Raw genomic sequence first — 12,635 nt, forward strand, 5'->3', positions numbered from 1 at the left:
CATAAAAGAGAATACTGATGAGAAAAAAGTGGCTTGCGTTGGGGTGTCTTTTAATTATCGTCTTGTTGGGGATCTGGGCGTACAACGTCTGGTTCGGAACCACCAAGATTGCTTTCGTGAATTTCCAGACGATTACGATGGGAGGTATCGCGAAGGCGAATGACAATTCATTTATTAAATTGCAGGAGGTACCCGTGGAGGAACTGGATCGGTTGTCCGGTTTTGATATGGTGTTTGTGAATGGCATGGGGCTGCGTGTCGTGGAGGAACAGCGGCAGCAGATACAGAAAGCGGCAGATAAAGGTGTACTCGTGTACACGACAATGGCGACGAATCCGGCGAATAATATATGCACGATTGATTCTGTTGACCAAGTCGCTTTGCGGGGTTATCTGGGAAGCGGTGGAAGACGGAATTACAAGAATATGCTGAACTATATCCGGAAGAATATGGATAAGAAGTTGATTTCCGTGGAAGAACCGGGAGTCCCGATCGAGAGGTCTTCGGATGTGTTATATCATGTCGATATGGATAAGCCGGGAGACGAGCTTGATTTTATTTCCGTGGAAGAGTACGAGAAGTATTTGAAGAGTAAGCAATTATATAAGGAGGGGGCGAAAAAGATCGTGGTGACCGGGCAGATGGCAGATGCTACGGGATTGATTGATACATTGGAGCGAGTGGGGTATAATGTTTACCCGGTTTTGTCTTTACGGCGTCTGCTTGATTTTGTGCGTGAAATTAGCCCGGATGCTATTATCAATATGGCTCATGGCAGGCTGGGAGATGAGGTCGTGAAATATCTGGAGGAACGTAATATCCTGTTGTTTGCCCCGTTGACCGTAAATAGTCTGGTAGAAGAATGGGAACAAGATCCGATGGGGATGTCCGGGGGATTTATGTCACAGAGTATCGTTACCCCTGAAATTGACGGGGCCATCCGGACGTCGGCACTCTTTGCCCAGTACGAGGATAAAGAGGGATTGCGTCATTCTTTTGCAGTTCCTTCACGGTTGAAGACATACGTGGAAAATATTCAGAAGACGTTGGCTTTGAAGGAAAAGCCGAATAGCGAGAAACGAGTTGTTATTTACTATTATAAAGGTCCGGGACAAAGTGCCATGAGTGCTGCCGGAATGGAAGTGGTCCCCTCGTTGTATAATCTTTTGAAAAAGATGAAGGAAGAGGGATATAGGGTCGAGAATCTTCCGGCAAATTCCAAGGAATTGGAGAAGATGATCATGGCGGAAGGAGCCGTGTTCGGTACTTACGCGAACGGGGTGATGGATCGTTTTCTGAAAGAGAGTCACCCTCTGCTGATTTCAAAAGAGGAGTACGAGAGTTGGGTGAAACAGGCTTTACGGCCGGAAAAATATGCCGAGGTGGTAGCTGCTTTCGGGGAGTTTCCCGGGGAATACATGAGTACTGCCGATGGTAAGTTAGGGGTATCCCGCATACAGTTCGGGAACGTGGTCATTATGCCACAGCCGGCAGCCGGAGGTGGGGATAATGCTTTCCAGATTGTACACGGGACGGATGTCGCACCTCCTCATTCCTACGTGGCCGCTTATTTGTGGATGCAGTACGGGTTCAAGGCGGATGCCATGATTCATTTCGGAACGCATGGTAGTTTGGAGTTTACACCCAAAAAACAAGCTGCGTTGTGTGATTTGGATTGGCCCGATCGATTGGTGGGCAGCGTGCCTCATCTTTACATCTATTCTATCGGTGATGTGGGTGAGGGGATGATTGCCAAACGTCGCGGGTATGGCGTGTTGCAATCTTATTTGACTCCCCCGTTTATGGAGAGTAACGTGAGGGGCATTTATCGGAATCTGACGGAAAGAATAAAGATATATAATCAGAAAGCCTACCCGGAGAAAGGTACGGCTGACCTGAAGGAGGTGGAGAAGGCTGCCTTGTCGGTGAAGGAGTTAGCTGTTTCTTTGGGAATGCATCGGGAGTTGGGGTTGGATAGCGTGTTGAATGTTCCCTACACGGAAGAGGAAATATTGAAGATCGAGAATTTTGCGGATGAGTTGGCGGCGGAGAAGGTTACCGGACAATTGTACACGATGGGGGTTCCATACGAGGCTGCCCGCATTGAATCGTCTGTTTACTCGATGGCAACCGATCCGATAGCTTACGGGTTGTTCGGGTTAGATCGGTTGAGAGGTAAGGCGGATGCTGATGTGTTGAAACGGAAAACTATTTTTACCGAGCGTTATCTCGATCCGGCCAAGCGATTGGTGGGGAGACTGCTGAATGGTCAGGAGAAAGTGGATGATGGTTTCATTTGTCGGGTGGCGGGTATCACGAAAGAAGAGTTGGCGCAGGCTCGTGAAATCGATCAAGACCGGAATGCTCCTAAGGGGATGATGGCGATGATGATGGCTGCCGCGGCGAAACAACCGGAAGTTATGCCTGTGAAGAAGGAAGAGGGAGGACATCCTATGTCCGGAATGATGAAGAATATGATGAAACAGATGGGTGAGGGGAAGACTCCCGAAGAGCGTTTGGAGATGGCAAAAAAGATGGGAGCGCCCGAAGAGGCTTTGGAAAAAATGAAAGCGGCTATGGGAAGGGAGAATGGTGAAAAAGGCCCGAATGCGAAGATGGGAGAGATGCCGGGGAACAAGGGGACTGGAGGAAACCCGGATATGAGTGCCATGATGAAGGCGATGATGGGAAAGAAAGCCAAGGAATATTCCAAAGAAGAGGTGAATAAGGCGTTGGCTATTATGGAAGTGGAACGGACGTTGAAAAACGTGAATAATTATAAGCGGGCATTACAGGAAAGTCCGGATGGTGAGTTGGAGTCGTTGATGAACGCCTTGAATGGCGGTTACACGGCTCCTTCTCCCGGGGGAGATCCTATCGTGAACCCGAATACTTTGCCGACGGGACGGAATCTTTTTGCTATAAATGCAGAGGAAACGCCGACGGAATCAGCTTGGGAAAAAGGAATGCAGTTGGCAAAGAGTACAATCGAGATGTATCAGAAACGACATAACGGGGAGTTCCCGAAAAAGGTCAGTTACACGCTTTGGTCCGGAGAGTTTATTGAAACGGGCGGGGCCACGATTGCCCAAGTGTTGTATATGCTTGGAGTGGAACCTGTGCGGGATGCTTTCGGGCGGGTGAGTGATTTGAAATTAATCCCGTCGGCTGATTTGGGGCGTCCGCGTATAGACGTGGTTGTACAGACTTCCGGACAATTACGGGATATTGCTGCCTCTCGTCTTTTCTTGGTGAACCGGGCCGTGGAGATGGCTGCAGCAGCCAAGAATGACCAATACGAGAATCAAGTGGCGGCCGGGGTACTGGAAGCGGAAAAGACGTTGATTGATAAAGGTATTTCCCCGAAAGATGCCCGTGAGATTTCAACTTTCCGGGTCTTCGGGGGTGCGAATGGTGGTTACGGAACCGGAATACAGGGGATGGTTGATGCCGGAGACCGTTGGGAAGATGAATCGGAAATTGCAGCCACCTACTTGAATAACATGGGTGCTTATTACGGTAGCGAGAAGAACTGGGAGAAATTCCAGCAGTTTGCTTTCGAGGCGGCCTTGACCCGTACGGACGTGGTGGTTCAACCCCGGCAGAGTAACACGTGGGGAGCGTTAAGTTTGGATCACGTGTACGAGTTTATGGGAGGCTTGAACCTGACGGTTCGCAACGTGACGGGGAAAGATCCGGATGCTTATCTCAGTGACTACCGGAACCGGAATAACAATAAGATGCAGGAGGTGAAAGAGGCTATCGGCGTGGAGTCGAGAACCACGATTTTCAACCCTTCTTATATCAAGGAGAAGATGAAGGGAGAAGCGACTTCTGCAGCCGGTTTTGCTGAAATTGTCCGTAATACATACGGTTGGAACGTGATGAAACCTTCGGTGATCGATAACGAGATGTGGGATGAGATTTACAACGTGTATGTGAGGGATAAATTTAATCTGGGGGTACAGGATTTCTTCGAGAAACAGAGCCCGGCAGCCTTACAGGAAATCACGGCCGTGATGATGGAGACAGCGCGTAAGGGAATGTGGAAGGCGACAGATCAGCAATTGGCTGATTTATCGAATTTACATACGGATTTGATTCAGAAATATAAACCGGCTTGTTCCGGGTTTGTATGCGATAATGCCAAATTACGTGATTTTATCGCGTCTAAAGCGACTCCCGAAGCTGCCAAGCAATATCAGAATAGCATAAAGAATGTGCGGGAAGTGGCGGCAGATCAGTCCAAAGGTGTTGTGATGAAGAAGGATGAAATTGCTTCTGAGACGCAAAAACATACGAATAAGGTGAACACGCCTTTGATTGTGGGAGGGGTGATTGTCGTGTTGGTCGGTTTGGCTGTATTGATGAGAAGAAGACGTAAAAATATATAATCATGGATACAATTGTTTGGATTCTGATTCTATTGACTGCTTTTAATTTTTTGTTGAAACAGACCTTCTGGAAACCGGTGGCGGTGGGGGCCGCTGCCGGTATTGCCGCGATCTTCGTGATCCTGATGTGGCCTTACGCGATTGAACAGTCAAAAACTCAAATTGCCGATTGGCTGTCTGACAATCAATTGATGTTGGATACTTCCGTCGTGTTAACCTTGGAGATTGTTTTGCAAATGGCATTCTGCCTGTTGGCAGTTCACGTGGCCAACTATTCTCCGGTGAAGAAACGTATGATGCTGGCATATCGCCTGTTGTACTGGTTCCCGGGGGTGTTGATTATTCCGGTCTTGTTTTTCGGTCTGACGCAAGCTGTTTTCTCTTTTCCCGGGGTTTCGTTTAAATTAATTGCTTGGTTTTTCGGGGCATTTGTTTTCGTGATTATCCCTTTGGGAAGATGGTTAATCAAATGGCTGTTGCCGGAAGAGGATTTGCGTTTGGAGTTGTTTTTCCTGACGAATGCTTTGGTTGCTATTTTAGGAATTATTGCCACGGTAAATGGGAGAACGGCGGTAGAGGGTGTGAGTGACGTGGACTGGTCGGCATTGGCCGGATCTACTATTTTATTTTTAGTGGGAGCTGTTGCGGGATGGATTATATCTGTAATTAAAAGGAAACTAATTTTTAAATTGAAAAGATAATGAATACGATTTCTGATATTATGTTCTGGATCTCAAACGGGTTACTGGTCCCGGTTGTTGTATTGTTGATTTTATTGTTTTTCCGTTCTTTGTTATTGGTGGGAAATTTCTTTGGCCAGTATGTTTCTATTCGTAAGACGGATAAATTGATTCGGGAGCAAATGGATAAATTGCATGTGAATAATGTGGATGATTTTGCCAATCGGTTGCCGGAGAAGAATCATTCTTTAGTTGTGATGTTTATGAAACGGATTTTGGAGGAACAGAAGAATAAAGCCCAATTACAACGTCTTTTGGCTAATTTTGAAATTGCTGCCGATAAGGATTTGGCCACGTCTAAAACATTGGGAAAGCTAGGACCTATCCTCGGGTTGATGGGAACTTTGATCCCGATGGGACCTGCGCTGGTCGGTTTGTCGACGGGGGATATTGCTTCTATGGCTTATAATATGCAAGTGGCTTTTGCCACGACGGTTATCGGGTTGGTGGCTGGTGCGATCGGTTTCTTGACCCAACAGGTGAAACAACGCTGGTATTTACAGGATATGACTAACTTGGAGTGTCTGGTGGAGGTGTTGAACGAGAAAAATGATCAGAAATGAAACGCAATTTATTGAAAAAGGAGGATGAGACGGATCCGATTAGTGCGGTGTCGAATCTTTTTGACGTGGCGATGGTGTTTGCTGTGGCCCTGATGGTGGCTTTGGTGACAAGGTATAATATGACGGAGATGCTTTCGACAGAGGATTTCACGATGGTGAAGAATCCGGGAAAGGAGAACATGGAGATTATTACCAAGGAAGGCGAAAAGATCAACCGGTACACTCCTTCCGAAGATCAGAACCAATCGGGGAAACGAGGGAAGAAGGTGGGTATCGCGTATGAACTTGAAAATGGTGAAATTATTTATGTTCCGGAGTGAATTACTCAACAACATGAGAGATGTCTAACATCAAGTGGTATAATCGTAAAGGTTTGTTTTGAGATATATGTGTAGACTTATAACAGCATGGAACTGAATCTTCGCATACGATATTGTCTATGACATGAGCTTCTGTGTGTTTATTAGAAAGTAGATTATCTATTTCATGCATATTATTGGCTACATTTATATCTTTTACAACAAATCCCAGCATTCCATTCGTTCCATAATAAGATGAGTATAATGGATTCTCATTTACAAACCGTAGAATCCCATTAACAATATAGGCTTCATTTAAAGACGTATTTCCATCTAAACGTTTGCATTCAATCGTAAAGTGTTCTTGAGGGTTCTCGAATGACCTCGATTTAATGATTACTCTTAAATCAGCTCTTCCCCTGGTGTTATCTTTCCTGTGATCTTCGGGAACTTCAGGAACGAATAAATATTGATTTAATTTAATTTTCGCTCTAATTTGGTTGAGATTAAGATATTCATAATGTAATATATCTCGAAGTTGATTTTCGTTATTCGGTAAAGTTCTCTTTTGTGTAACACAATCATTACACATCATCTCATAGCACATGACAATTTTGGTTAATATATTTTTGAATTCTTTGTGTTTCACAAAATGAACACGGGAGAAATTACTTACATCAATCATATTCTTCATCATTAAAGTTTAAGAACGATTCAATAATTTCTCCTAAATCGAGGTAAGCAATTGCAGGATGCCAGTTTTTATATTCATTGGGTTTTATGATGTAAAATGAGTCTTTTTCGAAGTTGATAATGTCTTTTTGCTCATAAAAATACTGGGTATGTTTGGTGATCGAAAATCTAGTCCAGAAATCCATGGATTCATTTGGTTTACTATTGTTTATGAGTGATTGGGGTTTATCTTTGACGATCTTAAATTCAATTGCGGCAAAATGACTATTTGCCACTTCGGGATGAATCGTTATTTCAAAAAAATTGCCATCCTCATTGAAAATCTCTTCGAAATGTTCAATGAAAACATTTACATATGGAATAAATTCAAGCCTCTTTAATTTTTTATAAGGTGAAATCTGATTTCGAAACAGAGGAATGGATACCGTTTTATTATAATCGATTAAACATTTTTCCTGATCATCTAAGTCGTAAAACTCAGATACGACATGATCAAAATTCGGTATTCGTTCTTCCGAGTCACGTAATATTTGGTTGAAATAATTTTCTCTTTCAGTGGTAGCCTGAGTGAATTTATGTGCAATTTTTTTATTTTCGGATTCAGATAATATCGGAATCGGAATCGATTTATAATCTTGAAGAATTACTTCATCTCGTTCTATTCCCCATTGGGTGGAAAGACAGAATGTAAAATATGATATGATATTACTGGAAAGAAATGCCCCCAGTGATTTCAATTTGTCAATATTGTTGCTGTTGGATACGAACCCGAAAACTGTATTGGGAAAACAACATTCAATATCACAATATGCCACAACCGGAATATCTTTAGCACCTCTTTTGACAAGTAAATGAGGAGCTTTGTATACTTTTAATTTTCCAACTCCATTAATCTTTTCTATATTAGGATATTCGAAGTTGAATGTCTTTAGGTTCTCTTTGTTAATGTATAAGGACTTAAAGTTAGCCCCTTTGACAACAAGTTTATTCTTTATTTCCGATATGTCTTTTTTACGATCTTTCTCTCCGATCTTAAATCCTGCACCGGAAAAAATGCTCTCTTTCTGCATCCAATCGTTAAGAGAAACAAATTTTTCCTTGTTACAACGATAGCTTTTTATTAAATGAAAATCCAAGACATTTCCATAAACTAACACTTTCCATAGCCAGTCATAATCATTAAGCAGACTTTGATGAATTTCTTTTGTATCGTATTTTTCAGAAACAATGATTTGAAAATATTGTAGAAAAGCATTCGGCTTTAAGGATTGGTGAATAAGCTTTTGATCCTTTTCGGGTTTGTTGTACGAATAAAATATGATCGCAGTTGGGGCATTAGCACCATTGAACAAGTGAAATCTGACAGGAGAAAGCTCAAGCACTCGATTTAGGCTACAGTTTCCCACGAGAAATTTATTCCGGAACTCAAATGCGCTGCTATTATACAGGAGTTTGCTTGTTACGATTAAGCTGCATTGGGTCCGTTCGGAAGCAAACTCCTTGGAGCGGATTAAAAAGGATTGTGCAATTTGATAGTCGCTAATTAGATTGCACCTACTTTCCTTGTTGATTTTTCTTACGTAATTCGAATGGTAGTTATTCGTATTGTCTTTTCCCGGCTGGCTTCCCCATGGTGGATTTCCTATTATGAACTGAATGTCTATATTTTTAAGGTTGTCAGTTATCGCATTGTTAAAGAAATCGTCCACAATGAAATTCCTTCCCCGTAAAAGAGGAAAAGTAAATCCTTCAAGTTGTTTCGGGTTTTTATAATCGAGCAAAGTTATATACAAGGAAAATATTGCGACGTTAATGGCTTCATTGTTCTTATCAATACCATATATGTGGTTTGTCAAATAAGAAGATAACTCTGCATTTGATTCGATAAACTGTCTATTTGATAAATTGCGTTCAATTATCCGGCGAAGAGTTTCCACGAGAAAAATTCCCGATCCGCAAGCCGGATCCAATACCGTACATGTATTATGATCTTTAAGATATGGATCTATAGTGAATTTAAGTATATAGTCGACTAAAAATGATGGGGTATAAAACGCACCGTCTTTTCTTCGTTGTTTGTTTCCCAGAAACCTTTCGTAAATGTTGCTTATCAGTTCGATAGGTATGATGTTAAAATCGTATATATCAAATAACACAAGTTCATTTGTCTTGATATTGTTCCCCCCAATAAATAACTGTAACGTATGTAAGGTGTTATTATCGATAAGATCTATTTCCTCGCACCCTGTTGTTTCATCCAAATAGAGTTCGAATAAATTACCGTTAAAACGATTTTTAAGGTGACCGAATAAACGATATAGGAGTTCTTTATTTCCAGCAATTATATTGAGGTCTCTCTTGGCTTGTTCCTTGGTATATGAAATATGTTTGAAATTCAAGTCAACTCCCCGATCAATCAAATAACGAATGAATATCAATCTAAGAACAAGTAATGTGGCAAGAGGTCGAGGGATACTGTAACACAACTTCTCTGTTACATGTTGTATATTTTCCAATAAATACTCATCCAAGCGTTTTTTCTTAAATTCGCGTTCAAAGAAATACCATGTATTTCCAGACACAATATTCCAAAAAGAGAATTTATCTATATTCTTTACGTCTGTTAGCTCTTGTAATAGTAATTTGTGTTGGTTGAATGCATAACCATTGAAAATTTTTACGGAGTTTACGCTCTCAATGATAATGATAGGAGTTTGAGAGTTCCAGATTTGACGATGAATAATTTTCTCTTCCTCATCGTTTTTCGGTTGTTCGAAAAATAAGATAAATGGAGAACCATTAATACAATAAAAAGCAAATGGTTTTATTGTATCAATAATATGTTTTACTCGAGGGGCTAACTGTAGCCACATTTCTTTTTTTTCATAAAACAGCAATCCTGCTTCCTCGGAAAACCCTAGTTGAGATATTTTTTCAGATAATACTCCCATAATATGCAAATATACGAACAAAAAATATCGTCAACAAATAATTCCGTAAATAACTCAATGTGGGTAAAGCAAATTTATATAAATTTTACTATATTTGTCGTGGAATTAAAAGAAAGTGCCTGTGTCCACGAGTTTAGTTTTAACGGTTTTACTGGCTTATTTTTTATTGTTGATCTTGGTTGGCTTCGTGACAACTAGGAAAGTCAATAGTGAGATGTTTTTTACTGCGAATCGGAATTCGCCTTGGTATTTGGTGGCTTTCGGGATGATCGGGACAACGCTTTCCGGGGTGACTTTTATCTCGATCCCCGGGGAGGTCGGTAACACGCATTGGACTTATCTGACCTTGGTTTTCGGTAATTGCGTGGGGTATATCGTGATTGCACTCGTGCTTTTGCCTTTGTTTTACAGGCAGAATCTGGTTTCTATTTATTCTTGGTTGGGAACTCGTTTCGGGGAGAAGGCCCGGTTGACGGGTTCTTTCTTTTTTATCGTGTCACAATTGGTGGGTGCGTCTTTCCGGTTATTCTTGGTCGTCGGTGTGTTACAACTGGCTTTCTTTGATGCCATAGGTGTGCCTTTCTGGCTGACCGTGTTTATCACGATTGCTTTCGTGTGGATTTATACCGTGCGAGGCGGGATCAAGACGATCGTTTGGACCGATACGTTACAAACCGTGTTTATTCTGATCTCTGTCGGTTTGACAATCGTGGTGGTAAACAAGGCGCTGGATTTCAATTTTTCTTCGGCTATTGCAGCTATAAAAGAGAGCTCTCTTTCCAGAGTGTTTGACTTTGACTGGCGGTCGGGACAGAATACGGTGAAACAGTTTTTGGCAGGAGTGGCGATCACAGTTTGCCTGAATGGGTTGGATCAGAATATGATGCAGAAGAATCTGACTTGTCGTTCCTTACGAGATTGTAAGACAAATATGTTTTCATTTTCTTTTTTATTCTTGGTGACGAACGTGTTGTTTTTGATGCTGGGAGCCTTGCTTTACATATATGCAGAAAGGGAAGGTATCGTGTTACCCGGTAAATCTGATGACGTGTTTCCCTTCCTTTCCCTGAATTATTTCGGGGCTACGGCCGGTTTGTTTTTCCTGTTGGGAATAACTGCCGCGGCCTATTCTTCGGTTGATTCCTCATTGACTGCTTTAACGACCTCTTTCTGTATTGATTTCCTGAAAATAGATCCGGGAAATAAGGAGGAGAAGAAAAAGCGTATGGGAGTGCATATCGTATTTTCGTTATTAATGATTTTCGTGGTTGTACTCTTCCGGGAATTGAATAATTCGAGTGTCATATCGTCTCTTTTTAAAGCGGTGGGTTACACGTACGGGCCTCTTCTGGGGCTTTTCACGTTTGGTTTAACGACAAAGTATCAGGTACGGGAGAAATATCTTCCTTGGGTATGTTTGCTTTCACCGGTGATCTCTTACGTGGTGAATTGTTACTCGGAACAACTTCTTTTCGGGTATAAATTTGGTTTCGAGATTCTCCTGTTTAACGGGCTGCTTTGTTATCTTGGGTTGTTACTTATTCGAGACAAGTCATCTGGTAGAATAATAAATACCGCTTGGTAATCAGCTCTCCCCCTGTGTAAGGGGGAGCTGGTGGGGGTAGTTTTAAACACTGGATAAGACTTGTTAGACGGACTCTCTAAAATCACAAATTGTAAATTTTTATTGATGTGGTGGAACTTCAATGAGTAGTACCCGTGATTTTTCGGTCACCTTGAATTCGACTTCATCGGTATCGTACACTCCTACTCCATCACGGCGATTCAAGGTCAAGTCTTTTAACGTGATACTTCCTTCAATAATAAAGATATACACGCCCAAACTCTCCTTTGATTTCATCTTGTAGAGCTGTAAAGAATCCTTGTCCAAGTCGGCGATCGAGAACCATGCCTGTTGATAAATCCATAATCCTTTGCCGTTACCGGGATAAGGAGATACGATTTCACTAATCTCGTTTTTGCGGATTAAATCGGAAATCACGGCGTTCTCGTACCGTGGCGGAACGTTTTGCTTGTTCGGGAATACCCAGATTTGCAGGAATTCACTAGGCCGATCGTCATTTCGATTGTATTCACTATGCATGATACCTGTTCCGGCACTCATCACTTGAATTTCACCTTCTTTGATCGTGTCCTTGTGTTTTAGACTGTCCTGATGTTCCAAGTCGCCTTTCAGGGGGATGGAAATGACTTCCATGTTTTTATGAGGATGTAGGTCAAATCCGGTACCTCCTTCTATCCGGTCATCGTTAAGTACGCGTAATGCCCCGAAATGAATGCGTTGTGGATTGTAATAGTCTGCGAAACTAAAGGTGTGATGGGTTTTTAACCATCCGTGGTCGAAGAAACCGCGACTCTCGGCTTTATGTAGTATTGTTTTCATAGTCTTTTTTATTTTGTGTGCATAATTATTATTATATACGGGAAAAATGATATAAAGGTTATAAATGGGATCTTTCAATTTTTTGTTTATCAAAAATACGTGTTATTCTATTGGAAGACGAGTGATAAAAGGCTCTGATAAGTTATTTGCGCTTACAATCTGCGAGGTAATATAAAATATATATAAGTTTTGTTTGCTTTTTGTTTTAAAAATAAATATTTTTGTGTGTCTAAAATCGAAGGATTATTGATTAATCCTAATTTTTTATTTCCCCAAAATTCATATTTCATTTAAAATTCGATTATTCAGTTAGTTATTTATTTGTACTTTCTGTTCTCAGGCTTAACATATCGCTAAAAAGACGATATCATTAAACCTTCGTTTAATGATATAAAAACAGAATGATTATCTATGATTTTATGTCCGTTTTGCGGCTTGTTTGTTCTAAATGTTTCGCATCTTTCAAAATAGTTATCATATGAGTATCGTGTTGTTAAAAATATGGCAATCAGAGAATAAATCGATCTATTATGAACTGTCCAAGAAATATAATGTTCCTGTAAAACATGTCTACAAGCTGGTACATGGCAA

At 41.4% G+C, this 12,635-nt stretch carries 8 protein-coding genes; 5 read left to right on the forward strand and 3 right to left on the reverse strand.

Going from position 1 to position 12,635, the window contains the following annotated elements; all coding sequences use genetic code 11:
• Nucleotides 1–14: 14 nt before the first annotated feature.
• The 4 genes from QVC79_RS00540 to QVC79_RS00555 are packed head-to-tail and all read left to right on the forward strand — an operon-like array spanning nt 15 to nt 6,017.
• On the forward strand, nt 15–4,394 hold the full coding sequence (locus tag QVC79_RS00540; protein WP_373289729.1) for a cobaltochelatase subunit CobN: 4,380 nt from the start codon (nt 15–17) through the stop codon (nt 4,392–4,394).
• A 2-nt stretch (nt 4,395–4,396) separates the two neighbouring features.
• Nucleotides 4,397–5,095, forward strand: a complete 699-nt coding sequence (gene hmuT / locus QVC79_RS00545; protein ID WP_124315898.1) for an HmuT family protein — start codon at nt 4,397–4,399, stop codon at nt 5,093–5,095.
• Nucleotides 5,095–5,697 carry a MotA/TolQ/ExbB proton channel family protein gene (locus tag QVC79_RS00550; RefSeq protein WP_124315899.1) on the forward strand — a complete coding sequence of 201 codons (603 nt, stop codon included), beginning with the start codon at nt 5,095–5,097 and terminating at the stop codon, nt 5,695–5,697. The genes hmuT and QVC79_RS00550 overlap by 1 nt, the downstream gene beginning before the upstream one ends.
• Nucleotides 5,694–6,017, forward strand: a complete 324-nt coding sequence (locus QVC79_RS00555) for a DUF2149 domain-containing protein (protein ID WP_124315900.1) — start codon at nt 5,694–5,696, stop codon at nt 6,015–6,017. The genes QVC79_RS00550 and QVC79_RS00555 overlap by 4 nt, the downstream gene beginning before the upstream one ends.
• A gap of 1 nt (nt 6,018) precedes the next feature.
• Here QVC79_RS00555 and QVC79_RS00560 read toward each other — a convergent pair whose 3' ends face one another.
• Together QVC79_RS00560 and QVC79_RS00565 are read right to left on the reverse strand one after the other, a co-directional pair.
• Nucleotides 6,019–6,690 carry a hypothetical protein gene (locus tag QVC79_RS00560; protein WP_270595632.1) on the reverse strand — a complete coding sequence of 224 codons (672 nt, stop codon included), beginning with the start codon at nt 6,688–6,690 and terminating at the stop codon, nt 6,019–6,021.
• Entirely contained in the window at nt 6,674–9,640 is a 2,967-nt protein-coding gene (locus tag QVC79_RS00565) for an N-6 DNA methylase (RefSeq protein WP_270595631.1), read from the reverse strand. The genes QVC79_RS00560 and QVC79_RS00565 overlap by 17 nt, the downstream gene beginning before the upstream one ends.
• A gap of 121 nt (nt 9,641–9,761) precedes the next feature.
• On the opposite strand from QVC79_RS00565, the gene QVC79_RS00570 reads away from it, so the two are divergent.
• On the forward strand, nt 9,762–11,225 hold the full coding sequence (locus QVC79_RS00570) for a sodium:solute symporter (protein ID WP_270595630.1): 1,464 nt from the start codon (nt 9,762–9,764) through the stop codon (nt 11,223–11,225).
• A gap of 99 nt (nt 11,226–11,324) precedes the next feature.
• On the opposite strand, the gene QVC79_RS00575 is transcribed toward QVC79_RS00570, so the two are convergent.
• Nucleotides 11,325–12,044, reverse strand: a complete 720-nt coding sequence (locus QVC79_RS00575) for a pirin family protein (RefSeq protein WP_270595629.1) — start codon at nt 12,042–12,044, stop codon at nt 11,325–11,327.
• Between the last annotated feature and the right edge of the window lie 591 nt (nt 12,045–12,635).

It is taken from the genome of Butyricimonas sp. (assembly GCF_019423355.1).
Lineage (GTDB): Bacteria > Bacteroidota > Bacteroidia > Bacteroidales > Marinifilaceae > Butyricimonas > Butyricimonas faecihominis.

Bases quoted from the DNA above. Each gene is read 5' to 3' on its own strand.
- QVC79_RS00575 (WP_270595629.1), bottom strand. From the start codon at position 12,044: ATGAAAACAATACTACATAAAGCCGAGAGTCGCGGTTTCTTCGACCAC.
- QVC79_RS00560 (WP_270595632.1), bottom strand. From the start codon at position 6,690: ATGAAGAATATGATTGATGTAAGTAATTTCTCCCGTGTTCATTTTGTG.
- hmuT (WP_124315898.1), top strand. From the start codon at position 4,397: ATGGATACAATTGTTTGGATTCTGATTCTATTGACTGCTTTTAATTTT.
- QVC79_RS00550 (WP_124315899.1), top strand. From the start codon at position 5,095: ATGAATACGATTTCTGATATTATGTTCTGGATCTCAAACGGGTTACTG.
- QVC79_RS00555 (WP_124315900.1), top strand. From the start codon at position 5,694: ATGAAACGCAATTTATTGAAAAAGGAGGATGAGACGGATCCGATTAGT.
- QVC79_RS00565 (WP_270595631.1), bottom strand. From the start codon at position 9,640: ATGGGAGTATTATCTGAAAAAATATCTCAACTAGGGTTTTCCGAGGAA.